The 23,711-nt window shown below is 41.0% G+C and carries 25 protein-coding genes; 6 read left to right on the plus strand and 19 right to left on the minus strand.

What is annotated here, in order from left to right; all coding sequences use genetic code 11:
* Positions 1-36 precede the first annotated feature (36 nt).
* The 4 genes from L1D51_RS09170 to L1D51_RS09185 all read right to left on the minus strand — a co-directional run bounded on the left by L1D51_RS09170 (position 37) and on the right by L1D51_RS09185 (position 4,576).
* Positions 37-762 carry a YebC/PmpR family DNA-binding transcriptional regulator gene (locus L1D51_RS09170; RefSeq protein ID WP_054563154.1) on the minus strand — a complete coding sequence of 242 codons (726 nt, stop codon included), beginning with the start codon at positions 760-762 and terminating at the stop codon, positions 37-39.
* A 130-nt stretch (positions 763-892) separates the two neighbouring features.
* Positions 893-1,510, minus strand: a complete 618-nt coding sequence (locus L1D51_RS09175) for an HAD family hydrolase (protein WP_054563153.1) — start codon at positions 1,508-1,510, stop codon at positions 893-895.
* A 124-nt stretch (positions 1,511-1,634) separates the two neighbouring features.
* Complete coding sequence (locus L1D51_RS09180) at positions 1,635-2,138, minus strand: DUF6702 family protein (protein ID WP_055021252.1); 504 nt, start codon at positions 2,136-2,138, stop codon at positions 1,635-1,637.
* Positions 2,138-4,576 carry a M1 family metallopeptidase gene (locus tag L1D51_RS09185; RefSeq protein ID WP_054563151.1) on the minus strand — a complete coding sequence of 813 codons (2,439 nt, stop codon included), beginning with the start codon at positions 4,574-4,576 and terminating at the stop codon, positions 2,138-2,140. The genes L1D51_RS09180 and L1D51_RS09185 overlap by 1 nt, the downstream gene beginning before the upstream one ends.
* A 271-nt stretch (positions 4,577-4,847) precedes the next feature.
* Between L1D51_RS09185 and L1D51_RS09190 the strand changes: the two genes are divergently transcribed.
* From L1D51_RS09190 to L1D51_RS09210, 5 genes are all read left to right on the plus strand, one after another.
* Positions 4,848-5,084, plus strand: a complete 237-nt coding sequence (locus tag L1D51_RS09190; protein ID WP_054563150.1) for a hypothetical protein — start codon at positions 4,848-4,850, stop codon at positions 5,082-5,084.
* 134 nt (positions 5,085-5,218) lie between these two features.
* Positions 5,219-5,455: a hypothetical protein gene (locus L1D51_RS09195; RefSeq protein ID WP_054553375.1), complete on the plus strand. Its 237-nt coding sequence runs from the start codon at positions 5,219-5,221 to the stop codon at positions 5,453-5,455.
* 69 nt (positions 5,456-5,524) lie between these two features.
* Positions 5,525-6,757 carry an exonuclease SbcCD subunit D C-terminal domain-containing protein gene (locus L1D51_RS09200; protein ID WP_054563149.1) on the plus strand — a complete coding sequence of 411 codons (1,233 nt, stop codon included), beginning with the start codon at positions 5,525-5,527 and terminating at the stop codon, positions 6,755-6,757.
* On the plus strand, positions 6,754-10,407 hold the full coding sequence (locus L1D51_RS09205) for an SbcC/MukB-like Walker B domain-containing protein (protein WP_239963501.1): 3,654 nt from the start codon (positions 6,754-6,756) through the stop codon (positions 10,405-10,407). Before L1D51_RS09200 ends, L1D51_RS09205 begins: the two co-directional genes overlap by 4 nt.
* A 9-nt stretch (positions 10,408-10,416) precedes the next feature.
* Complete coding sequence (locus L1D51_RS09210; RefSeq protein WP_239963502.1) at positions 10,417-11,079, plus strand: class I SAM-dependent methyltransferase; 663 nt, start codon at positions 10,417-10,419, stop codon at positions 11,077-11,079.
* A gap of 285 nt (positions 11,080-11,364) precedes the next feature.
* Here the strand turns inward: L1D51_RS09210 and L1D51_RS09215 are convergent, their stop codons facing one another.
* From L1D51_RS09215 to L1D51_RS09270, 12 genes are all read right to left on the minus strand, one after another.
* The gene (locus tag L1D51_RS09215; protein WP_054563146.1) at positions 11,365-12,114 is read right to left on the minus strand and encodes an NYN domain-containing protein; all 750 of its coding nucleotides are present in this window, start codon (positions 12,112-12,114) and stop codon (positions 11,365-11,367) included.
* A gap of 786 nt (positions 12,115-12,900) precedes the next feature.
* Positions 12,901-13,161 (minus strand): hypothetical protein, encoded by a 261-nt coding sequence (locus L1D51_RS09220; RefSeq protein ID WP_239963503.1) that lies wholly within the window; start codon positions 13,159-13,161, stop codon positions 12,901-12,903.
* Between the two features lie 288 nt (positions 13,162-13,449).
* The gene (locus L1D51_RS09225) at positions 13,450-13,821 is read right to left on the minus strand and encodes a hypothetical protein (protein WP_239963504.1); all 372 of its coding nucleotides are present in this window, start codon (positions 13,819-13,821) and stop codon (positions 13,450-13,452) included.
* 125 nt (positions 13,822-13,946) lie between these two features.
* Entirely contained in the window at positions 13,947-14,402 is a 456-nt protein-coding gene (locus tag L1D51_RS09230) for a hypothetical protein (protein ID WP_152966972.1), read from the minus strand.
* 96 nt (positions 14,403-14,498) lie between these two features.
* Positions 14,499-14,831 (minus strand): hypothetical protein, encoded by a 333-nt coding sequence (locus tag L1D51_RS09235; RefSeq protein ID WP_239963505.1) that lies wholly within the window; start codon positions 14,829-14,831, stop codon positions 14,499-14,501.
* A 93-nt stretch (positions 14,832-14,924) separates the two neighbouring features.
* The gene (locus L1D51_RS09240; protein ID WP_200907869.1) at positions 14,925-15,227 is read right to left on the minus strand and encodes a hypothetical protein; all 303 of its coding nucleotides are present in this window, start codon (positions 15,225-15,227) and stop codon (positions 14,925-14,927) included.
* 65 nt (positions 15,228-15,292) lie between these two features.
* Positions 15,293-15,607, minus strand: coding sequence for a hypothetical protein (locus L1D51_RS09245; RefSeq protein WP_239963506.1), 315 nt, complete (start codon positions 15,605-15,607; stop codon positions 15,293-15,295).
* Positions 15,608-16,339: 732 nt separating this feature from the next.
* Complete coding sequence (ggt, locus tag L1D51_RS09250) at positions 16,340-18,037, minus strand: gamma-glutamyltransferase (RefSeq protein ID WP_239963507.1); 1,698 nt, start codon at positions 18,035-18,037, stop codon at positions 16,340-16,342.
* A 142-nt stretch (positions 18,038-18,179) separates the two neighbouring features.
* Positions 18,180-18,992: a substrate-binding periplasmic protein gene (locus L1D51_RS09255; protein WP_239963508.1), complete on the minus strand. Its 813-nt coding sequence runs from the start codon at positions 18,990-18,992 to the stop codon at positions 18,180-18,182.
* 25 nt (positions 18,993-19,017) lie between these two features.
* On the minus strand, positions 19,018-19,386 hold the full coding sequence (locus L1D51_RS09260; protein ID WP_239963509.1) for a response regulator: 369 nt from the start codon (positions 19,384-19,386) through the stop codon (positions 19,018-19,020).
* Positions 19,387-19,456: 70 nt separating this feature from the next.
* A complete protein-coding gene (locus tag L1D51_RS09265) occupies positions 19,457-19,999 on the minus strand; it encodes a DUF6942 family protein (protein WP_055198909.1) in 543 nt (180 codons plus the stop codon).
* Complete coding sequence (locus L1D51_RS09270) at positions 19,996-20,445, minus strand: YaiI/YqxD family protein (protein ID WP_054563136.1); 450 nt, start codon at positions 20,443-20,445, stop codon at positions 19,996-19,998. Before L1D51_RS09270 ends, L1D51_RS09265 begins: the two co-directional genes overlap by 4 nt.
* Before the next feature lie 104 nt (positions 20,446-20,549).
* Between L1D51_RS09270 and L1D51_RS09275 the strand changes: the two genes are divergently transcribed.
* Complete coding sequence (locus tag L1D51_RS09275; protein WP_055198908.1) at positions 20,550-21,083, plus strand: lipocalin family protein; 534 nt, start codon at positions 20,550-20,552, stop codon at positions 21,081-21,083.
* A gap of 209 nt (positions 21,084-21,292) precedes the next feature.
* On the opposite strand, the gene L1D51_RS09280 is transcribed toward L1D51_RS09275, so the two are convergent.
* Genes L1D51_RS09280 through L1D51_RS09290 form a run of 3 tightly spaced genes read right to left on the minus strand, consistent with a single transcriptional unit; the run spans position 21,293 to position 23,567 of the window.
* Positions 21,293-21,628 carry a DUF3325 domain-containing protein gene (locus L1D51_RS09280; protein WP_054563134.1) on the minus strand — a complete coding sequence of 112 codons (336 nt, stop codon included), beginning with the start codon at positions 21,626-21,628 and terminating at the stop codon, positions 21,293-21,295.
* An 11-nt stretch (positions 21,629-21,639) separates the two neighbouring features.
* Positions 21,640-23,226 carry a PepSY-associated TM helix domain-containing protein gene (locus L1D51_RS09285; protein WP_239963510.1) on the minus strand — a complete coding sequence of 529 codons (1,587 nt, stop codon included), beginning with the start codon at positions 23,224-23,226 and terminating at the stop codon, positions 21,640-21,642.
* Complete coding sequence (locus tag L1D51_RS09290) at positions 23,223-23,567, minus strand: hypothetical protein (RefSeq protein ID WP_206004023.1); 345 nt, start codon at positions 23,565-23,567, stop codon at positions 23,223-23,225. Before L1D51_RS09290 ends, L1D51_RS09285 begins: the two co-directional genes overlap by 4 nt.
* Positions 23,568-23,711: the final 144 nt, after the last annotated feature.

The following is a 23,711-nucleotide window of genomic DNA, read 5'->3' on the forward strand; positions in this document are numbered from 1 at the left end:
CCAAATGCCCCTTTTTACGTACTAATTCTTTAAAAATTAGTTTTTTACAACCGCATTGTGATAAACGTTTTGCACGTCATCACAGTCATCAAGCATCGAAATAAACTTTTCAAAGTTTGCGATATCATCTGGATCAGTGATGTCAGTATGAACTTGTGGAACAAACGTGATTTCGTCTACTTCAAAGTTAATACCTTCAAATGCTTCTTCAAGAGCAGTTTTTGCTTTGTAGTACTCTGTATGTGGAGCGAAAACTGACACTTTGCCATCTTCTACTTCTACATCCGTTACGTCTACATCAGCCATCATTAGCGCTTCAAGTACAACTTCGTCGTCATCACCTTCAAAGCCTAAAACAGCTAAGTGATCGAACATATGCGCAACGCAACCCGGTGTGCCAATTTTTGAATCTGTTTTAGTGAACGGTAAACGTACATCTTTGATAGTACGGTTAGGGTTATCAGTTAAACAGTCTACAATTACCATACAGTTACCAGGGCCATAGCCTTCGTAACGTGCTGGAGAATAGTCTTCCCCTGCTCCACCGGCTGCTTTTTTGATTGCATTATCGATTACGTGTGCTGGAACTTGGTCTTTTTTTGCACGCTCAATAATACGTTTTAGCGCTTGGTTAACTTCTGGATCTGGTTCGCCATTTTTAGCAACAACGTAGATTTCTTTACCGTACTTAGAATTTACTTTAGTTTTTGCATTGGCTGTTTTAGCCATGGCGTTTTTGCGGACTTCAAATGCTCTGCCCATCTTATGCCTCTATGAATACATTTGATAATTGCCGATATTTTAGCAACTCATGACGGCTTGGGCTAGTACTAGGACATTTTGAAAAATAAAAAACTAACAATTACTCAGGAAAAATTAAAAACAAGGCTATTTAACATAACACCTTATTTTCTTGGAATGAGTCAACCAAAGTAGGTAGTTCTGAAAAATGATGCATTACATAATCGGCCTGATTCGCATACTCAGGAATTTCATCTGGCGCGTACAAGCAAGCACGCATATTGGCATTATGTGCAGCCTGAATATCAAATAAGTAATCGCCAACATAAAGTAACTCTGATTGATCAAGTTCCCATAATGTCGCAATAGCATTTAAAGCACTTGGATCAGGCTTAGCTGGCGCATCAGAGCGAGTCAGCACAGTTTCTATTGGTAAAGGGTTATTCTTTAATTTAATAGCAGCTGCACGGTCGTAGTTACGAGTTACAATCGCCATCGGGATGTTATTTTCTTTAAGCCTAGTAATTGCATCAGCAACACCTGGCAATAAATGAGCGTGTTGTGCATCTATGAGTTCATGCTGATGAACTATGTTCATCGCCTCTTCACGCATGTAAGGCGAAGGTAATGATGCAATATAAGCAAGTAAGTCATTCTCAACAGGACAGCCTACCTGCGCTTTGATAAGCGAAAAATCCAACTCTGATGAAACCAAAGTACCATCTAAGTCAAAGATTACACCACGGATATTGTTGTCATGGATAGTCATATAAATCCCTGTATATGAGAATTGGGAAAATTTTGAAGCCCATTAATAAGATAGTTTACGAAATGGGTTAATTAAAGGATCAAAGGATTAAAAAAGGAACTTTTTTAATCCTTTAGGATTGGAATTACTCTGGATTGACCGACTCAAACCTTGCCTCAAGCCAGGTATCATCTTGGCTAAAGGTCAGTGTTTTTACCTTTCCTTTGCCTTCAATATTTACCATATTCACTTGTGCTGGCCATAGATCACGAAGTGCTCCGTTGCTCATACGAATGCCATGAATTCCCTCAGGTATCGTGACTTCTTGATAAACCCAAAAGAATTTACCATCAACTTGCGCACCCACATCTTTAAGTTCAAGTGGTTTGCCACCTAAAGTTTGTAGAGCAATATGTGACTCAACATAATCAGCAAAACGCTTTTGATCTTCTTTATTACTTAAGATATCAGCATTGCCGTCAAACAAATGTTCAACGGCGTGTTCTGTATCATGTAAATAAAAACGATGCATCAGCTCTATGTTGTTAGTGCGTTTGTTAAATAACACGGTAGTCACAGACGCTTTTAACTGGTGCGCCATGCTTGGCGCACTCAGTAATAAAGCAAAAATAATGGCTGCAAAGCGCATTATTGTTGCTCCTGGGCATCTTTATCGTCGTCTTTTTTCAGCTCAGTTTTAATATCTTGCATGATATCGCGGCTAACTTTCGCTTTACTCTTCTCACGTTTGTACACTTCAATGCGTGATGGAATAATGCGACGCGGGTAGTTGTTGTTTTCTACATCAACATCCGCTGTTTCCCAGCGTGGATCGACTGTAACAGACACTAGGTTTTTACCTTTTTCTGTAACAATTAGCTTTTGTACATGCTTGTGGTTACGACGCCAGATTTCAGCCGGAATGTACTGCTCTTCTTTCGTACCATCTTCATAAGTAAGCTCAAGTAAGATAGGCATGACTAAGCCACCTAAGTTTGAGAACTCAAGAACGTAGTAGTTTTTATCTTCTTTGATTGCACGCTCAAACGTTTTACGTTCCCAAGGCTCTAAACCCTTAAGGAATTTGTTATACGCGTTGCGCTCTTTGTTAGTTACTGTGAAACGGTCGTTTTCGTCGTAGAAGTCAGTTACGTCGGGGTTTTCTTCAACCCACAATTTTTTGCCTTCTTCTTTATTCCGTTTTACGAATAACGGCATTGGCTTGTCAGCTTCGATATCACGTAAACGATTAAAGTCGATATCAGGGTTTTTGGTATCTAAACGAAGTTGGTAAACCTTGTCTAGAGAGATATCAACGTGATCTGTTGTGTAGAACCAACCACGCCAGAACCAATCAAGGTCAACACCTGATGCTTCTTCCATAGTGCGGAAGAAATCAGCAGGAGTAGGGCGCTTGTACTTCCAACGCTGTGCATATTCTTTAAATGCAAAGTCGAATAACTCACGGCCAAGGATCACTTCACGTAAAATGTTAAGTGCAGCAGCAGGCTTAGTATAAGCATTAGGGCCTAAACGTAATACGCTGTCTGACTGTGTCATAACCGGCACTTGGTTTTCAGACTTCATGTATGCAACAACATCGCGAGGCTCAACACCCCAAGGAATTGTGTGGTCCCATTCACGACCAGCAACACCATCTAAGAAGCTGTTAAGACCTTCATCCATCCACGTCCATTGACGTTCATCAGAGTTAACCACCATAGGGAAGTAAATGTGACCTACTTCGTGGATAACAACGCCGATTAAGAAACGCTTTTCTGCTTGTGAGTAAGTACGTGTACCGTCGTCTTGTAGGTCAGTACGCGGGCCATTGAAGGTGATCATTGGATATTCCATACCACCTACAGGACCATTTACAGACTGAGCCACAGGGTAAGGGTAGTCAAACGAGAAGCGCGAATACACTTCCATTGTATGAACAACAGCTTCAGTAGAGTACTTTTTCCACAGGTCGCCACCTTCTTTCGGGTAGAAAGACATCGCCATTACTAACGGCTGATCTTTACCGCCTTGATGATAGCCTTTTGCGTCCCACATAAACTTACGTGAAGAAGCCCATGCAAAGTCACGTACGTTTTCAGCTTTAAAGTGCCATGTTTTAGTTTTGTTTGTGCCTTCTTTCTCGTTTTCTAACGCTTCTTCTTCAGTCACGATGAAAACAGGGCGCTTAGCATCTTCAGCTTGTTCAAGACGCTTACGCTGTGTGCTAGTCAGAACGCTGCTTGGGTTATCAAGCTTACCTGTTGCCGATACGATGTGATCAGCAGGTACTGTAATTTCTACATCATAATCACCAAACTCAAGCGTAAACTCACCGCTGCCTAAGAAAGCTTTGTTAGTCCAGGCTTCATAGTCAGTGTATGCAGCAAGACGAGGGAACCACTGCGCTAATAAGAAGATATCGTTACCATCTTCTTCAAAGTGCTCATAACCTGAACGTGCACCAACGGCGTCTTCTTCAACAATGTTAAAGGCGAAGTCCATGCTGAACTCAACGTCTTTACCCGGTTTAAGCGGCTCGTTTAAGTCGATACGCATTAAGGTATCTACTACAGTAACTTTAAGCTCTTTTCCGTCTTCGTCTTTAACATTGGCGATTTGATAACCCAGCTCGTTGTCGGCCATGAATTGCTGACGACGTAACTGACCTAGACTCAATTTAGTTGATTTTGGCTGAGGGTCACCTTGCAATGTTTTACCATTGAAAGTAGATGTCATTTCAGCAATTGAGTCAGATTTAAAGATATTTTGGTCTAGTTGTAACCAAAGATATTTTAAGGTGTGCGGCGAGTTATTTTTGTATTCGATAGTTTGGCTTGCTGTTAAGCGGCGTTTCTTTTCATCAAGCTTTACATCGATGTCGTAGTTTACTTGCTGTTGCCAATAATTTTCAGCGGGTGCCCCTGCGGCACTGCGGTAAACATTTGGGGTTGGGAGTGCTTCATCTAGCTGACGGAACTTGTCAACGAATGAGCCTTTAGTTTGCTCAACAGATGACGCCATCACAGCTGAAGATACTGCTAAAGGCAATACCAAAGCACTCAATTTGAGAACTGCTTTTTTCATTGTTAATCCTGTAATTAATTTGCCAGCGTACCATCGCAAACTGCTAACAAAGTTGCAATAAAATAACGATAAAGTGCGGGATTTTTCGGGTAGTATTCGATGTTTTAATGAAGACCTATTTCTCACAAAAAAATTGCCTTGATTAACACCATGTAAACCCCCTTTACAAAACACTGGTTAATTTTAGTTCAGCACTAATTCATCCCAAAGTATTACAGTTGATAAGTAGATACTCTGCTTAAATTCTAGTTAATGATGAAAGGGTGATTAGATGAAGTTTTATATTGTAAAAAAAGACTCTCGTTTAGCAGCCATTCCTGCTCAAGAATCAATTCTAAACGAGTACAAAGAACGCGGATTTGAATTTGTCGAAGTGATTGCAGCTTGTGATGAGTCAGATGCATTATCTCGCACGAACCCTAGTGTAAATGGGTCTAAAAAGTGGCTAATTTACCCGACTGCACTGGTAATTTTATCCTTAATTGCCATTATTTTTGCAATAAATTAAATTTTGCGACATTTGCTATTGAAATTTACTGCCATTTGTATTTAAAATCGCCCACTTTTTTGATTTTGGGGTCTGCGAAGCATGCATTTTAAACCCCAAAATGTTTGGTAATCAGCATAGAATTCGGTGAGCGTATGGATTTCTATATCCTAAAAAAACAACAAGAACTAATTGCAATTCCAGCGGACGAACAAAATTGTAAACAGTACCTAGATTCAGGGTATTTTTATATCGACAAAGTAGCGGCATGTAATGAAACAAATGCCCTTAAGATTTTACAAGCTAAGCAAACCAAAGCGCTTAAAGTTCCTATGATAATGGCATTGTTAGCATTGCCTATGGTGGTTTTTGCTTGGTATAGCTTAAGTTAACAAACCAGGCTGGGCATCTTGGCTCAGCTTAGGTATATTGACGCTCTTAATAAATAATAAGAGCGTTTAATGAAAGTCCTTCATACATCTGATTGGCATTTAGGCCAACAATTCTATGAGCATTCCCGATTCGATGAGCATCAAGCATTTCTAGCTTGGTTAACCGATACGCTTGTGTCAGAACAGATCGACTTACTACTGGTTGCGGGTGACATTTATCATACGGCAACGCCACCTGCCAGCGCAGAAAACCAACTCTACCGATTTATTAAAACCACTAAGCAACATTGCCCCGACTTACACATAGTGATTATTGCTGGCAACCACGATTCAGCAAATCGTATTATGGCAGCAAAACCTTTATTGGCTCAGTTTGATACCCATGTTGTTGGCCGCTTTGATAGCAACGCTCCTCATGAAGTGGTCCTGCCAATCAGCACAAAAAATGGCGATGCGAATGTTGTTGCTATGCCATTTTTACGTAGCAGTGATTTAAGCAGTTATAACCGCCAACAAGAGCAACCGTTAAGTTACAACCAAGCAGTTGCCCTTGCCTACAAAGATGCATTGCAAGCAGCAAGCGAATTACCAAGCGCGCCATTAATTGCCATGGGCCACCTGCATGCAAAAGGTGGAGACATCTCATCTGATTCTGAACGCAATTTAGTCATTGGCGGTGAAGATGCGATATCGGCAAGCATATTTACTGATCAGCCTGATTATGTCGCGCTAGGGCATCTTCATAAAGCTCAGACTGTCGCGAAGAAAGAGACCATTCGCTACAGTGGCACGCCAATGCCGATGTCATTTTCTGAAAGACGCTATCAGCATCAAGTTGTGATAGTAGAGATTAGTGACTCAGGTACATCTGTAAACCCCCTTTACATTCCTAGCTTTTGTAAAGTCATGTTGCTACCAGAAAAAGACTGTGTGCCTCTGAACGAACTCTGTGAGCTTATAAAGCAACTCGATTTAACGGATGAAGATTTAGCGCCCTATCTGCGGGTTAAATTGAGCGCCCACGACACTGACACCACTTTCAGAGAACAAATAGAACAAGCCCTTGAAGGTAAGCAGGTTAAGTTTTGTGGCATTGAAAGAGTACGTCAGCAAAGCAACCAGCAAGACGATGAACAAACCCTATTTGAAGATGTATCGCAGATTGAAGCGCTAAACCCACATTCACTTTTAGAGCAAGCATTTGCAAACAATAAAGATATGGCAGGGCAGGCGGTGCCAAAAGAATTAGAAAGCTTACTAAGCCAAGTGATCGATGAGTTGAATGCAGAGGACCTACTATGAAAATTTTAGCGATTCGTGTTCATCAACTAGCCTCTATCTTAGACGCCGAAGTCGACTTTAGCGCTTCACCGTTAAAAGAAGCAGGGTTGTTTGCCATCACCGGTGATACTGGCGCCGGTAAAAGCACATTACTCGATGCCATTTGCTTAGCGCTTTATAATAAAACCGCAAGGTTACGCGGCGATACAGGCAATAAAATTGACTTAAACGGCGACAATATAAAACTCAATGACTCGCGAAACTTATTACGCCGCGGGGCAGGGCAGGGCTATGCCGAAGTCGACTTTATTGGCCAAGATAAACAACAGTACCGAGCAAGGTTAAGCTTTAGCCGAGCGCGTAATAAAGCCGATGGCAAGTTACAACCTGCACAACATAGCCTGCACTCTTTACCTGATGAAACCCTAATCGCTGATAGGAGTGCTGCAGGTAAAGAAATCGAGCGTATTATTGGTTTGAGCTTTGAGCAATTCTCAAGAGCAGTACTTCTTGCGCAACATGAATTCGCGGCATTTTTAAAAGCAACAGGGGATGAGCGTGCGCAACTACTTGAATGCTTAACAGGCACCGATAAATTCAGCCGTATTGGTCAGCGAATTTTTGAACGCCATCGTGATCAGCTGCAAACATTAGAGCAGTTAAAGTTAAGTTTAAGTAATTATCAGGTTTTAAGCCCTGAACAGGTCGAAACGAAACAAGCAGAACAAAAAGCGCTTGAGGCAAAACTTGCTGAGTTGCAAAAGCAAATAAAACAATTTGAACAGTACCAAGGGTGGTACAAGCAAGCATCTCAGCAGCAACAACTGCTAAACCAGGCAGAGCAAGCAAAGCAAGAGTTACAGCAACAAATGCACGCGCTTGCTGAAAAAGCCACCGAAGCGAAACAAGCCCAGCAATGCCTAGAAATAAAAGATAACCGCGAACGCGTCACTTCGATTGCTGCTCAACATGGGCAACTTATTAAAAACCGTGAGCAGCTTTTAAATGTTGACCATGAAACACTGATCAAAGACGCTGAGCAAACACTTGAGAAGCAAACCGCACAACTAAACCAAGCAAAGCAAGCACAAAAAGACGCACAGCCTATTATTAGCCAGGCCCGAGAGTTAGATAAGCAACTTGCTGTATTAAACCAGCAAACAGCGGCGCAAAAAGTACAAGCAGAGAAAGCTAAGCACCATCATCAAGAGCTGACTAATACACTAAATAGCCATAAAGCAGAGCAGCAAAAACAGCTCGATCAACAAGCACAAATAAATAGCTATTTAGAAACACATGCACAATGGCAACCATTAGCAAAAGACTGGTCATTCTTTAAAAGTGAGTTAACCCGCTTTAGCCAGCAACAGCACACAATTAGCCAATCACAGCAAAACATAAAAGCTCTTCAACCTAAGATTGATGAGCAGCAAACAGCCGCGCAGCAGTGTAAAACTCAATACCAAGCCCTTGAGCAAGAAATTAAGCGCCTAAATGAGCAAGATACTGCCTTTAAATCGAGTTTAAACACCCAATCAATGGCGGATATTGATGCGGGGCTTGAGGCGATTAAACACCTGATTGAAAAGCGCCAAGTATGGCAAACTAATCATCAGCAGTTAAAAAATTGGCAAACCCAGCTAAACACATTAAGCCAAACTGAGCAGCAACTACAAACAGGATTAAAAGATGCGCAGCAAGGGGCAGAGCAAGCGCAGCAGCAGGTTTCGCTTTGTGAGCAAAGCTTACAACAAGTGCAATTAAGAGCTAGTGAAGGGGTCAGCCAGTTACGTGCCACTTTAAAAACAGGGGAGCCATGCGCGGTATGCGGCTCAAAAGAGCACCCCTTTATGCATGAAGAAATGGTAAACGAGCAATTTAGTCAACTTATTAACGACTTTACCAACCAACTAACTAACGCCAAACAGCACTTAAAAGTTCAGCAAGCATTACAGCAAGCTAAAAGTAATGAGCTGGCGGCATGCAGCCAACAGATAAGCTCGTTAACTGGGCAAATCTCAGAACTGAGCGCTCAACAACAGAGCCTCAAAGAAACCATGGCAGCTAATCGTACGGAGCTAAATGATTTAACCGAAGATCAGTTAAACGAGCGTCAGCAACAGCTCAGCCTGCAAAAACAGCAATACTACAAAACTCTTGAACGGCAACAACAGCTGCAAAACACGCTTGCGGCTAAGCAAGCTGAGTATAATCAGCAAGGGCAAGCGCTACATAGCAAAGAGCAGCAGTTAAACGAATTACAGCAACAGCTGAATAATCAGCAAGCACGTTTAAACGAGCTCAATGATGAGCATCAGCAGCTTTATACGACACTGAATCAACAGTTCACTAGTGCACCTTGGTGGCAGGCACTCAATACACAAAGCATTTCTTTAGAGAACATTGCAGAGCACGTTGAGGTTTATCAAGCTTCGCTGCAAACGGCAGATGAGCTTAAAACTAGCTTAAAAGCCATTGAGCAGCACCTTGCACATGTAACGCCGCAGCTTAACGAAGCACATACCTCTTTAACTCAGTGCAACGAGCAACTAAGCCAAACTCAAAACGAATTAACGCAGATACAATCAAAGCGCGAGGGCTTATTTAGTAACGCGGCGATATCGGTAGATGAGTTTATAGCAGAGCTTGAAAAGGCGATAGATTCAGCGCAGCAGGCACTGCAACTTGCCCAGACAAACCATAGTAATGCGGTGAAGGCGCGTGACGAACAAGCCATTCAAATCGCCAATATTGACGAGCGTGAAAAAGAGCTCACCGCTGAGCAAGCGGCGCTTAATGAGCGATTTAGCCTTTGGTTTAACGATTTTAAAGCGCAGCACCCAAGTTTGGATGAGCAAGCAGTTAGTCAGCTATTAACGATAAGTCCCGCTGAAATTAAACAAACTCTGGCAGATTACCACACCGCCGAGAGCAGCTTAAAAGACGCTGAGGCTCTTTTAAAACAGCGACAGCAGGCGCTGGCTCAGCACCAAAAAGAAAAGCCAGCTCTCGGTGAAGATGAGCTGCAACTACAGCTTAATCAAGCCACAGAGCAACAAGTACAAGCGAATAATGCACTATTGCAAGTTGCGACTGAGCTTAAAACCCATCAACAAAATAGCGAAGCGCTGGCTGATAAGCAAAAGCAATTGGTTGAACAGCAAAAAAGCTATGAGCACTGGCATTTACTCAATAAGGTGCTCGGGGATGCCAGCGGCAAAACCATGCGTAATTTAGCGCAAACACAAACTTTAAAAATACTGCTGCACTACGCGAATAGTCACTTACAGACACTAAATAAACGCTACAAATTAACAGCCATAGGACAAACGCTCGATATCGCAATTATCGATAAAGACATGGCCGATGAGCAGCGCTCTGTTAATACGTTATCGGGCGGCGAGTCATTTTTAGTGTCGTTAGCACTGGCATTAGGGCTTGCATCGTTGTCGTCGAATAAAGTACAGATAAACTCTTTGTTTATCGACGAAGGGTTTGGTACGTTGGACAGTGAAACGTTAAGCATCGCGATGGATGCTCTTGATTCTCTACAAGCACAAGGCCGCAAAGTAGGGGTTATTTCTCACGTATCAGAAATGACCGAACGCGTTGCCACGCAAGTGCATGTAGCGAAAAAACCAGGTGGTTATTCGACCATCTCAGTTATTTAAAGGATTAGCATGCCAACTTTTAATCACGAAGAAGCAAATCACTACGACGAACGCATTTTGCGCCTAGTTCCAGGTTATGAGCTATTACATCAAGCAACCGCAGCCCAATTAGCAACCACGCTGAGCGATGATGCGTGCATTTTAGTGGTTGGTGCCGGAACTGGTAAAGAAATCATCGAATTAGCGGCGCTAAAACCAGACTGGCAATTTATTGCTCAAGATATTTCACAAGACATGCTCGATATTGCCGAGCAACAGTTTGGCCAGCATAACATCAGCGATCGCGTGACAGTTCACTGCGGTGATATCAACGACATCGACACTCAATGTGACGCCGCACTGTGTTTACTAGTAATGCACTTTGTTGAAGATAACGGCGATAAAAAAACGCTGTTAAAAGCGATTCACAGCAAGCTTAAGAAATCGAGCAACTTATATATTGCCGATTTAATGCGCCCTGAAACCGCTTTTGAGCGCGAATCTCAACTACAGCTTTGTACGCAGTTAGGTTTAACCGAAGTCGGCGTAGAACGCATGCGCCACAACCTAGAGCACGAGTTTTACCCATTAGACCGAATTCGTTTTGCAGAGTTAATGAATGAAACCCGCTTCAGCACCCCAAAACAGTATTTTAAAGTGCTTGGTTTTGCAGGGTATGTGGTTGGGAGTTAGCTACGTTCTAGAGCTGTCAGCTATCAGCCGTCAGCTCTCAGATTGAAACCAACAAGTTAGCGAGTTTCAAGGGGAAAGAGTAAAGCTACAACACGTAGGAGTGAAATTTATTTCGAGCGATGGTTCTTACTCTACACTTTGGACTCGCTAACTTAACTTAATAGTTGAGCTTAATCTTGCCTTGAATATCAGCTTTGTGCCTTGAGTCAACAACATATCTGAACTTTAGGTCGTCGGCTGTAATAGTTGAATTTCAATAAATTCCTATTAGCTAAAACCTCAAGCCTAGGCGCAACTTTGCTGCGCCCCTTGCCTTGACTTGTTAAGTTGCTTTGCTTTCTTTTTATCTCGAATCCATAAAACAGAGCCATTAGTTTTCTTCATTTCAAAGAGGTCTATAGCTTGAAACAAATCGCTTAACTTCTTATATCCATAATTTCGTTGATCAAAAGAAGCATGATTAGAAATGTGAGTGCCAATAGGCCCCAGCATAGCCCAACCGTCGTCTTCTTCTACTGCCTCAATTGCCTGTCTCAGCAAATTGATTAGCTTGGTGTCACTTTTTATATTCTTTCCTTGCTTTTGGATAGGCAACTCTTTGCCAGTGTCTTCGTCTAAGTATAAGAAGCGAGAGCAACTATTAACGAAAGCTAATGGTGCTTTACGTTCACCAAAACCAATCACGAACTTGCCATCTGCTAATGAACGAGTTACCAGCGGAGTAAAGTCACAATCAGATGATACTAGACAAATAATATCAATATCTTTTGTGTATAAAACATCCATGACGTCAATGACTAATGCCATATCAGTAGCATTCTTGCCCTTAGTAAGGTCAAACTGTTGAATGGGTTGGATTGCGAACTCGTGGAGTACATCCTCCCACGGTTTCAGATTCTGATTTTTCCAGTTTCCATACGCCTTTCGAATATTGACTACACCATAACGAGCCAACTCGGAAAGTACCTTTTCTATTTTCTGGGCAGGCGCATTATCAGCATCAATGAATACTGCAATTTTTTCTTTATCCTTCATAGTGCCTCCTTGCAACTTAACAGCGTATTACCGAGAATTCCCGTTAACACTCAATGTGTCAATTTCCAGAATTATCAATATACGGTTATTAATAATCTAATTTTTAATAACTTACACATAGCCAAAAGGAATTACAATTGTTTAGGCTACTCTATACCCGTAAATTTACTTACTCGATAATGGATAGAATTACATTACGAGAAATAATTATTTATACATTTACACTTTGAATACCAGCTTCTCTCAAAGCTTATTTTTTGAGCAGCCACGTTAACTAATCTTGGGGCAAAAAAGTTTTAGGTCGTCTGTATAAGGTGAATTTCGCATAAGAATTTCAATGGAGCAACGCCGTGCCAAACCACACAAACGCTTGGCTAAAATTATCGAGGAACGAACGTAAACCAAGCTTTAGCCCCCCCGCTTAAACGGCTTGTTATTATGGCTACTTACTCTTTGTCTTTATTAAATAGACTATATATCGATAACTGAAAAGCAGAGCAAATACTATTAAACCAAATTTAAATGGAAGCCACTCCAAGCCTGTTTCTGCAAGACTGGCTAAAATACATAGTCTATAAAGAGGCTCCCAAACGATACAAACTAGAGAATAAGCAAAAGCATCTGGCGCAAGTAAAATAGCAAATTTTAGCTTCTCTTTTAGTAAATTAAACATCAACTCTCGATATACACGCCCCCATAAAGGGCTAAAATTGTTGGCCTAAATTAGCGATGAAGCAGCGCCGTGTTTTTGTCCGTATGGCCGAAGGTAACGAATTCATACGTTTGTTATATGGCATTTTGTAAAAGTGCTCGTTTAATTTTGGCATGTATTTCAACACCTTTTGAGCCGGTTATTGAATAGGCAGAAGCTAACTCCCTATTTACCAAGCTATAGAAGTGTTGAAACACAAGAATAGCTAATTCGTCTTGAGTTATAATGCCTTTTTCCATGCAAATATAGCTTTCCCGGTTAATCAGAATTTCCGTTAATTTATCTACTACGTCGTTTGGTTTTGGTTTTGGAACACCTAAGTCTTCCGCAATCAAATTGCAACATTCAATAAGTGCTTTTTCGGAGTAACTGATAGTGATTTCCTCATAGCAGATAAAAATTTTACAATGTATGCATCTCGCATATTTCTAGCGACGTCACGCTAATGTATTTAGTAAATCTACTATAAACAAATAACGTAATACATTGCTAACTTTACTCTAGTAATTCGCTACCAAAGCCTCAAGAGGGGCCACTTTAAAGCCTGGCTAAAATACGGAGCTAAAAGACTGAGCCCGGGTGTTTATGTTCTTGGGAACACAGTGAACGGCAACATTTGTTTGTTATATTTCGTCTTCAAAAAAAGCTAAAACAAATGGCTCAACTGTTTCATCCAGTTTGGCTAATTCAGCTTTACATACATGGTTTGCGAAGCCTGATTGTGCTACACCTCCATTTAATGCCAGCTCACGTAATACTTCTTTTACCATGCGTCGTTTGGTTAGACCACGAGAAAGTACGTTTAACCTGCGACTTATTGAACTATGAATTACTGGTCGATCAAAGCGAGAGTTTTCGAACAACTCGGAGCTCAAAACAACCTGATCGATAGCCATTTTCCACTCTTCAGGAACCAAAGCAAAAATACGTTTTATATCTTTTTTATTAAGAGAGTGAAAAGGTTCAATATTTAATTTTGCAGAGATAACTTTCATACCCTACCTCCAAGAAATATAACGTCGCAATATGGGCCATATTAAGCTTGGCTATAATTAGTTAAGAATGAGCGCCAACCAAGCTTAAGACGTTCATTAATTAATGCGTTTATTAGGCATGCTTACTATTCGGCAATTGCTTTGCGCCCAAATGTTAAACACAATTCGGTTTCCCACATTACAGAAATTTCGACGGAATAGTTTTCTTGCTCCATGATTTGAATCTCTCCTTCGTACAAATTATTATTTGATAGCCAGTCAATTGCCTTTTTCCAAGTGCTATTTAGAGTTAATTCTTCACGATTTTCTTCTTGAGGAAGACATAACAGTTGAGTTCCATCACTAAGAATTTTTTCTTTACAATCTTTGTCTAAATCATGAGAAGTATAGATCAACGTTACAGTTGGCCAACCACTAGAGTTTTCAATAACTCGAGGAATCGAGATACGATAACTGTTTTCACTCTCTAACTTTTCAAGTTTAATTAACGAATCATACTCTTCACCTTGATTCGGTAACATACAAGCGCAAACCAATCGAGGAAGAAACAAAAATAATAAAAAACTCAAACGTTTAGCCATGCGCACCTAACTCCTGTTAATATGCAAATTTTTTGGTTGTGAACTGGAGCGGAGCCAAATCAGCCAACTGAATTTTGTTCATTATTAAACAGTTAGTTATATGCTTTCACATCGGAGTGTGCCAAATACTGAGGCTGGAATAACTTCGCATTTTTGTCCGTTTCTATCAACTCTAAGTGCATCTCCACATTGAGTTTCCTTTTTTAATAACTGCGAATTTTTATAATTTTTTGAGCCACATATCTCTTTAGCTTTCCGATGCCAATATAGAACTAATTGTTTAGGATCACTAGCCGTAGCTCTTACGCTAAGACCGTAGCTTGACTTGCTATTTGCTACTTCTGTTATTCGATATTCTATATCAATTGTCGCATTGCAAGCCCAGCTTACACTCAACAGCAAAAGTAAAATTGGGATACTATTCTTCATGACATAACGCCGTGTTAAGCATCACAAAACCCTTGTCTAAAATTTGCGACGAAGGAGCTCAAGCCAAGCTTAAGACATCCTTTCATGCGCTTGTTATAGGTTTTTACTACCGATAATGATGTTGCAAGCTTTAACAACATTAGCCCGATAATATTCGATAGTTTCTTCTAATTCTTTGTCAGCTTTGGCCAAAAACTCATCTGAACACTTCGATCTAACATGATTTATAGGTAAATGGTCTGTTTCAGATTCAATTTCACCAAAGATGTGAAATTCAGAGTCCCAGCACTGACCATATTTTTGATTTCCAATGCGCCAAAGTGCAATTACGTTATCTAAGTAATTTTCATCGCTTTTCAGTAATTTTTCCGCAAGCATAATTGCTTCTTCAGGCACTTAATTCACTCCTACTCTAGAAACTTATATCCCCGCATAAGAGGCAACGAGTGTTTATAAGTTTGTTACGTGACGTTTTCACAAATGGGTGCTTGTCCAAGCTTGAGTATCATTTCCTTTTTATCAGTTAACACTACTAGAGTTTTATCAACTTCATTCCAAGCAATGTCTATAACACCATTTATTAGGTCGTCATCGTAGTCTTCATCCACTGTATTTTCAGAATATGAAAGAACGGATTTACAGACAAATTTCAACAATGGCTTGAAGTCATTCACGTTATTTACAAATTCAATCGTAAAAGTTCGGTTATCGATGTCATAGAGCATTCTCGATATGTAAGGAGAACAGTTTGGAATCCAATAGTCTAGGTTGTTCATATGACACTCTTAGCCACCTAACAATTTTATTGTGCGCTTCGCGCGTATTTCAGCTGATATCACGCTCATATACTTAATAAACCTATTATTAACAAATAACGGAATGCATTGCTAACTGTAAATTTTTATTGATACTAAAGATGTTCAGAAAGAAAAATGGCTCAGCGCTGATTTTTATCATATTTGCAGGGTATGTGGTTGGAAGTTAGCGAGCTATGAAGCATCGCGCGAAATAAATTTCACGCCTACGCGATGTAAAATCGCTGCTACCTCAAAACTCGCTAACTGATGGTTTTGAGTCTGAAAGCTGACGGCTGATAGCTGACAGCTCTTTTAACTCGCTAACTTTACTCTTGAAACTCGCTAGCTTGTTGGGTTTCGCTTCGCTCTATCCAACCTATGAGCTATTAACCATCGCGTGAAATAAATTTCACGCCTACGGTAACTAATCCATGTCAGCAGCGAGTAGGCATCAACGACTTAAAGCTTATGACTTACAGCTTAAAGCGCCTTTACTCTTTCCCCTTGTAACTCGCTAACTTTACCTAAGTTTGTTGGGTTTCGCTCCGCTCTACCCAACATACGGGCCATAAACCATCGCGCGAAATAAATTTCACGCCTACGCGATGTAACTTTACTCTTTACTCTTGAAACTCGCTAGCTGATGGTTTTGAGTCTGAGAGCTGACGGCTGATAGCTGACAGCTCTTTTAACTCGCTAACTTCCGAGAACCTAATACCCCGCAGCCTGGCCGTCTTTACGAGTTTCAGATGCGCCGTAATAAACGCCGGTTTTTGGGTCTTTCAATATAGCTTGATAACCACCGTATGGGCCAACGGCGTCTTGTAAGGTGTGGCCTTTTTTCATTAACTCACGGCGGGTTTCCATTGAAAAACCTGATTCTAAGCTAACAAAACCACCGTCTTCCATGATCTCACCTGTCGGCTGCGATGAACCTGTGTGCAGAATACGTGGTGCATCACCGGCTTCTTGTAGGTTCATGCCAAAATCAATCATGTTGATAAGTATTTGAGCGTGCATTTGTGGCTGTGTTGCGCCGCCCATTACGCCATAACTCATATATGGCTTACCATCTTTGGTAACAAACGCAGGAATGATTGTATGGAATGGTCGTTTGCCTGGCTCATATTGGTTCATGTGGCCTTTTTTAAGGGCGAACATTTCGCCACGGTTTTGCAATACAAAACCTAATTTTGCAGGTGTCATACCTGAGCCCATGCCACGGTAATTACTTTGAATAAGCGAAACCATGTTGCCGTCTTTGTCGGCGGTCGTCATATAAATGGTATCGCCTTCTACTGGGCCTGCGTGGTCACGTTTTGCAGCTTTGTTAGGGTCTATCAGTTTGCGTCTTTGGTCAGCATATTGCTGCGAAATAAGTGTTTGTACGGGAATGGTGTTAAATGCTGGATCGGCGTAATACTTTGCACGATCTGCAAACGCGAGTTTTTTCGCTTCAACAAAGGTGTGTACGTATTCAGGGCTATCAAAACCCATTGCTTTGATATCGTAACCTTCAAGAATATTCAGAATTTGCTGTGCAGCAATACCTTGGCCATTTGGTGGCAATTCCCAAAGCGTATATCCTCTATAATCGGCGCTCACAGGCTTAACCCATTCACTATGGTGGGCAGCTAAATCTTCATACGATAAGTAGCCGCCGTTTTCTTTCATATAGCGACCAATTTCTTTAGCAATATCGCCTTTGTAAAAGGCATCGCGGCCGCCTTTGGCAATTTTACGATAGGTGTTTGCAAGGGCAGGGTTCTTAAAGATTTCCCCTTTTTCTGGCATTGCCCCATCAGGCATATAAACATCTTTAAAGCCTGGGTATTTACCTCGTGCAGCCACACTTTTTTGCATGTAATAAGCAATCAGTTCAGACACAGGGAAGCCATTTTCAGCGTAGTCGATAGCAGGTTGGAGTAAGGCTTTCATTGGTGTTTTGCCAAACTTTTTATGTAACTCAAACCAACCATCTACTGCACCTGGTACCGACACAGGCAATGGCCCATAAGCAGGAATGTAGTCACCTTGTGCTTTTAAAGTATCAAAAGACAAGCTTTGTGGTGAACGACCAGAGGCATTTAAACCGTAAAGTTGCTTGCTTTTGTTATCCCAAACAATGGCAAATAAATCGCCACCAATTCCACACCCAGTCGGTTCAACCAGACCAAGCACTGCATTTGCCGCAATAGCTGCATCAATGGCATTACCACCGTCTTTTAATACTTGTAAGCCCACTTGCGTAGCCAACGGCTGTGATGTTGCAACCATACCTGATTGTGCGATGACTTCAGAACGACTAGCAAAGTTATGGCCTGTGATTCGATCGTAAGCTTGAGAGGCGCCTGTTGCGCCTAAGCATACTGCTAGCACTAAGCTTTTAAATAGTGGAGTTGGTTTCATAATTTTTTGCCCTTTTTGTTATTTTTATCACTATAAAAAGCAATTAAAGATGAGGCAATGGCTTTGCGTTCTAGCGCGAAAAATCACGATTGACTTCAAATATAAGAAAAACAGCGGCTAACTTACCTAAAACCACTCCAATTTAGTAAATAGCAGAACCATTTAAGCACTGCTGTGCAACTGTCAATGTTTCGCCGTGAGAGTGCATATCCTCTGCTACAAACTGATCAACAAGAGAGTCAATCAGGTTTTCTTCCTTCATGGTATCGAGGGCGTGTTGCAGCTTAGTTACCACCTCTGGCGATGTGTTTTTGTTAAGTGCTAAGTAATTACCCACTAAGGCAGGATGCTTTAACTCAAATACCGGCGTGACTTGGTCTGGGCTCATACCTACATTCATCAACTGTGATGAAAGAGTGAGAGAGGAGCCAATCAGCAAGTCATGCTTGCCTTGCTTAAACATTTTTAGCTCTTCAAACTTTTTTGAGTAAGTTAAAAATTGCTGGCCTTCAGCAAGGTTAAAATCAGCAAGAACTGTTTGATAAACATCACCACGAGATACGCCAATGGTGTAGTTTTGCAACGACTGTGTACTTGTCACTTTAATGTCGTTACGGTTATTTAAACGGTATAAACATGAATGCCCAGATACCAAAGGACCAACCCAGTAAAATTGAGTTTCTCGCTTTGCGGTGCGTGAAGTAGAATAAATTCCAGCATTGGGTTGGGCGAGTGTTAGTGACATTGCGCGCTTCCAAGGCAATACACTAAACGTACAGCTCAACTTGGCTCTTTCACACAAAGATTCCATGATTTTGGTGTTAATACCGGTGAGTTGATTGTGCTGCAGAAAGTTATAGGGAGGGAATACTTCGGTGTATAAAGTCAATTGTTCAGCACTCGCCATGGCAGTGCTGGCAGTGAATAAACTCACTATTGTTAAATGCTTAAACATCGCTCTTAACTCCAGTTGTTGCAGGTTATTCTGGTTTAACAATTCGACTTAACTGCTTTTGCAGTGTATTTAAACAAAAAGGCTTAATGATAAAACCGTTCACTTTTGCTGTAATCATCTCGCTTACTGTTTGTTTACTGTCTTCGCAGGTTACCATCAATACAGGTAAATCACTTAGGACTGGGTTTTCGCGAATATGATTAAGCAAACATTTGCCATCCATTTTCGGCATATGCAAATCAGTAATCACCAGATCAAAGCTGTGTTTTTCGAGTAAATCAAACGCTTGAGCACCATCAGTCGCCTCCGTTATATCCTTATATTCAAGCCTACGCAACATGTTTATCAACACATGGCGCATAAGTGTCATATCGTCAACGACCAGTATTTTCATCTAGATTACTATTAAGTTTTACAGTATTTAAAGCTTAGTTTGCTAACTCAATAACGCAATAAACCAGAAACTAAGAAAAAATATCTGCAACTAGCTGGCTAAGTCGTGCAATTTTAATGTTGCTCAACTGGCGGTAATCAAAATATGGGCAAACAATCACTTTATCTGATTTACTAATAGCAAATTCATCATCAAGCCATATTAATTGGCAATCCAAAAACCCGTCATTTATAAGCTGCTTAGCATGGGTTCGCCCTGCAATTATATGTAATTGCTCTGGTTTGCCTAATATCGGTGGGCTAAACAGTAATGCAGTTTGGCTATGTACTTGCAGTAGTTGTCCATCGCGAAAGCTCTGCCAATCAGGTGCTCTTTTAGCAAAATCATAATATTCACTTGGTAGTGCAAAAAGTACTTTGCCATACACATTAAAAACTTTGCGCCAACCATTGCCACATGCTTGGTTTATTTCGTTTATTTGGCCGGGCTGCATTGCATGTAAATGGTCAAGTTGTTGCCAAGCAGGCATCGGCGGGCGCTTTTCTAAATAAACAGCGACTTTAAACGCCTCATCACCAAAACCTTGCAGTGGCCCACTATTATCGATACTCATGACTTTTTAGCTAGGATTCTGTCTAAGTTATTTGCAAAGTTTTGGCGGTCAGCTTGGCTTAACGGCGGAGGGCCACCGGCCATTTCAACGCCACTTGAGCGCATTGTTTCCATAAAATCACGAACGTTTAAACGTGAGCGAATATTTTCGGTCGTATATAACTCACCGCGCGGATTAAGCGCTTGTGCGCCTTTTTCGATAACTTCTGCAGCCAAAGGAATATCACCGGTGATCACCAAATCATTCGGCTCAATACGTTTAACGATTTCGTTGTCGGCAATATCAAAACCAGAAGATACCTGTAAACGGCTAATATACTTTGAAGGGGGTACTCGCATCGCATGGTTCGCCACTAATGTGGTAAAGGTCTGCGTGCGCTCTGCGGCACGAAACAATATTTCTTTAATAACGACGGGGCAGGCGTCTGCATCAACCCAAATCTTCATGCTGTTCTCAATCTTTAATTTTAGACATTAATAGTTTACCGTAATTGAACTAAATTAGTGCTATTAACGTATTAATTTGTTTAATTTTTAAAGGGAGTAAAAACGTGCAAACATCATTAAAGTTAATCGGGGTTTTATGTATCACAGCCATTTTATCTGCGTGTACAGGCGTGCCAGACAACATCAAACCCGTCGATAATTTTGAGTTAAACAAATACACAGGGACCTGGTACGAAATTGCACGTTTAGATCATTCATTTGAACGCGGCCTTGAGGGCATTACCGCCGAATACTCAATTAATCCTGATGGCAGTGTAAAAGTTATCAATAAAGGTTACAGCGCTGAAGATAAAGAATGGCAGCAAGCTGAAGGTAAAGCGAAGTTTGCAGAGCAACAAGACATTGGTCACTTAGAGGTATCATTCTTTGGGCCATTCTATAGCTCATATGTAGTGTTTGAATTAGATAAGCAAGACTATCAATACGCTTATATTACTGGCTATAACAAAGAGTATTTATGGTTTTTGTCGCGCACTCCTAACGTTACTGAACAGCAAATGCAGGACTTTATAAACACAGCAAAAGAATATGGTTTTAAAACAGACGAACTTATTTATGTTGACCATGAGAGCTTGTAAAGGGGCTTTACAACTGTCTTTAAACTATCACGAATGTGCAACACAACTGTAATGGATGCTAGGCAAACTTAGCGTCGTTAATTTGAAACAACATGTGATCCCCCAATTTAATCCCCTGCTTGGGTAGGCATTGCCTACCCATTTTTTTACTATTTGCTCAATTAAGCATTATTGCAAATTGGTATCAGATCAGTTTTTTACTAACTACACTACAAAATCATCACCGAAAAGCCACTCAACAGCAAAACAGACATAGTTAATACACTGACATGCTTTACCCATGAAACAGTAAAACTGTATAAAATCATAAGCATAAGTACACTTAAAGCCATATAACCGCAAAACAGCAATGCGCCGTACCCAGCATCTGACAGCACGCAAAGCACCAAACTTAGTAAAATACTGATCCAGCCGCTGAATAAAAAGCTACTTCGCTGTTTTTCGGTTAATTTCTTTTTAAATACATCACGAAAGTGATTGAATTTTGCAAGAGCAAAACAATTAAACCCAAAAAAGCAGAGACTAAATTGCAGTAACTCCATCATCCTTATTGCTCCTATAACAGCTTGTTTTTATTTAATTTAGTCTTATTTGTAGCGGTTTTATGCCTAGGTATTTTTTTGCTTTGTAGTAAAAACAGCAGCCCAGCACAAATAAACGCACTATCAATACCGAATAAGTCCCACTGCTGAGTTAGTAAATATGTGATCCAATTGCCATCTGTTGTCAGCGCATTTACCACAGGTACTAATAAACAAGCAGCAGCGTTAAGCCATGCACAATAGCGCCAATGATGTTTTTCTCGGCCGAACACAGCAACAACTAACATCGCCAGCCAAGCTAAGAAAAACACGAGTATTTCTTTATCGGCACGCCCAGCTAACTCTATAGGTAACAGTCGATTAGCAATAAAGAACGCTGCGGTTGCAATTGGTAAGCCCATTAGGGTGGCTAAATTTAGTGTCTCAACGAGCTTAAGCCCAAAGCTTGGTTTTTGGTCGGCTTTGAGCCTTTCGCGCACGCGTTTTGCCCACATGATGCAGCCTGTAGCTATCATGGCACAGCCAGCTACGCCACAGAAAAAATACAACCAACGCAGCAATGGCTCGGCTAAACGACCACTATGTAATGCTGTCATTGAGTCATAAAACTGAGCCGAAGCGCTCCAATCTTCGCCTGAACTCGCTTCAAGCTCACCTGTTACGCCATCGAATAAGTAGCGTGGTCCGTTATCTACAACCTCTTTGCCGGTTGCCAAATAAACCAATATTTGTGAGGTCGCTGTATTGGCATTTCTAACAAACACGTAGCTAATGTCGGCATTCGGTGACTTAGTATAAATCTGATCTAATACATCTTTGATTGCCACCATAGGGCGCTGCTCTTCACTGGGCTTGGCACGTTTGTTAATCGGCAATGCCTCTTCAAACATTTGCCTTAAGCCATTTTCATATACAGTCTCGGCAGGGTAGGGGAACAGCATAAATATCAGCGTGATAATCCCCGTGTAGGTGATCATGATATGAAATGGCAGTGCCAGCACTGACGAAACATTGTGTGCATCGAGCCAGCTTCGGCTGCCTTTGTTTGCTCTAAAGCTAAACATATCTTTAAAAATACGTTTGTGGATCACGATGCCTGTTATAAGCGCTACCAACATAAATAATGAGGCTAAACAAACAATTATCCGTGCAGTAAATACATCTATGTAATGTAAATCAAAGTGTAAGCGATAGAAAAAGTTACCCCCCTTAGTTTCCCGAGGTTCGGGTAATTGCTCTAAGGTATTAGGGTCTAGATGTGTATAGTTGAAAGGTGCTCGGAGCTGGCCTGGCTGTTTAGGCTCAGCATACCCATAGCTTAAAACAGGGTTACGTGGCTCAGGTAAGTTTATCCGCCAAGATAATGAATTAGGTGCCTGTTGCTGTAATTGCGCAAACACATAATTAATTTGCTCGGCTTGAGACTGAACCCGTTGTGCTTGATGCTGCACATAGTGCGTTTCAGGCTTGGCCCAAATAGTGATTTCATCTTTAAAAAAGCTGATGGTGCCAGCAAAAAAGATTAAGAACAGTAACCAGCATACCAGCAAGCCAACCCAGGTATGAAGCCAAGTCATTGAGCGGAAAAAGCTCTCTTTCATAACCAATCCTTAATCAATGAAAGGGCCAGCAATTGCCCACCAGTTGTTAGTAAAATAGTGATCCAAACAGTCTTTAAAGACTTAACTGCAAACACCCAAATAAATACACAACAGTAAAAAAATACCGATAGAGTCGTGGTTAACAGCACGCTGTCGAGTTTATTAAGTGGTAATAACACAGCTAGTAATGAAATAAGCACACTGGTAAAGGCGTAACCACCAATGATGGCTGCAACGAAACGCAAAAACACAGCAACACGATAAGATAGGCTTACAGAGCGCTTTTTAGCTGTATTTTTAGGGCGATTGGTAGTCACTGCATCTAATGATTGAGAATGCATGATAATCCCTTAAAAAATAACACGAGAAGAAAACCCCGTATTATATCGTCGACAAACAGAAAAGATAGTAGTTATCATTTGCATGCACGTATTAAATAATGAAACATAACCAACTAAATCGATCTGTTAGTAAAATAATGATCT

This window comes from Pseudoalteromonas shioyasakiensis (assembly GCF_022398475.1).
GTDB lineage: Bacteria > Pseudomonadota > Gammaproteobacteria > Enterobacterales > Alteromonadaceae > Pseudoalteromonas.

Coding starts and splice junctions, on each gene's coding strand:
- L1D51_RS09170 (WP_054563154.1), bottom strand. CDS start 762: ATGGGCAGAGCATTTGAAGTCCGCAAAAACGCCATGGCTAAAACAGCC.
- L1D51_RS09175 (WP_054563153.1), bottom strand. CDS start 1,510: ATGACTATCCATGACAACAATATCCGTGGTGTAATCTTTGACTTAGAT.
- L1D51_RS09180 (WP_055021252.1), bottom strand. CDS start 2,138: ATGCGCTTTGCAGCCATTATTTTTGCTTTATTACTGAGTGCGCCAAGC.
- L1D51_RS09185 (WP_054563151.1), bottom strand. CDS start 4,576: ATGAAAAAAGCAGTTCTCAAATTGAGTGCTTTGGTATTGCCTTTAGCA.
- L1D51_RS09190 (WP_054563150.1), top strand. CDS start 4,848: ATGAAGTTTTATATTGTAAAAAAAGACTCTCGTTTAGCAGCCATTCCT.
- L1D51_RS09195 (WP_054553375.1), top strand. CDS start 5,219: ATGGATTTCTATATCCTAAAAAAACAACAAGAACTAATTGCAATTCCA.
- L1D51_RS09200 (WP_054563149.1), top strand. CDS start 5,525: ATGAAAGTCCTTCATACATCTGATTGGCATTTAGGCCAACAATTCTAT.
- L1D51_RS09205 (WP_239963501.1), top strand. CDS start 6,754: ATGAAAATTTTAGCGATTCGTGTTCATCAACTAGCCTCTATCTTAGAC.
- L1D51_RS09210 (WP_239963502.1), top strand. CDS start 10,417: ATGCCAACTTTTAATCACGAAGAAGCAAATCACTACGACGAACGCATT.
- L1D51_RS09215 (WP_054563146.1), bottom strand. CDS start 12,114: ATGAAGGATAAAGAAAAAATTGCAGTATTCATTGATGCTGATAATGCG.
- L1D51_RS09225 (WP_239963504.1), bottom strand. CDS start 13,821: ATGAAAGTTATCTCTGCAAAATTAAATATTGAACCTTTTCACTCTCTT.
- L1D51_RS09230 (WP_152966972.1), bottom strand. CDS start 14,402: ATGGCTAAACGTTTGAGTTTTTTATTATTTTTGTTTCTTCCTCGATTG.
- L1D51_RS09235 (WP_239963505.1), bottom strand. CDS start 14,831: ATGAAGAATAGTATCCCAATTTTACTTTTGCTGTTGAGTGTAAGCTGG.
- L1D51_RS09245 (WP_239963506.1), bottom strand. CDS start 15,607: ATGAACAACCTAGACTATTGGATTCCAAACTGTTCTCCTTACATATCG.
- ggt (WP_239963507.1), bottom strand. CDS start 18,037: ATGAAACCAACTCCACTATTTAAAAGCTTAGTGCTAGCAGTATGCTTA.
- L1D51_RS09255 (WP_239963508.1), bottom strand. CDS start 18,992: ATGTTTAAGCATTTAACAATAGTGAGTTTATTCACTGCCAGCACTGCC.
- L1D51_RS09260 (WP_239963509.1), bottom strand. CDS start 19,386: ATGAAAATACTGGTCGTTGACGATATGACACTTATGCGCCATGTGTTG.
- L1D51_RS09265 (WP_055198909.1), bottom strand. CDS start 19,999: ATGAGTATCGATAATAGTGGGCCACTGCAAGGTTTTGGTGATGAGGCG.
- L1D51_RS09270 (WP_054563136.1), bottom strand. CDS start 20,445: ATGAAGATTTGGGTTGATGCAGACGCCTGCCCCGTCGTTATTAAAGAA.
- L1D51_RS09280 (WP_054563134.1), bottom strand. CDS start 21,628: ATGATGGAGTTACTGCAATTTAGTCTCTGCTTTTTTGGGTTTAATTGT.
- L1D51_RS09285 (WP_239963510.1), bottom strand. CDS start 23,226: ATGAAAGAGAGCTTTTTCCGCTCAATGACTTGGCTTCATACCTGGGTT.
- L1D51_RS09290 (WP_206004023.1), bottom strand. CDS start 23,567: ATGCATTCTCAATCATTAGATGCAGTGACTACCAATCGCCCTAAAAAT.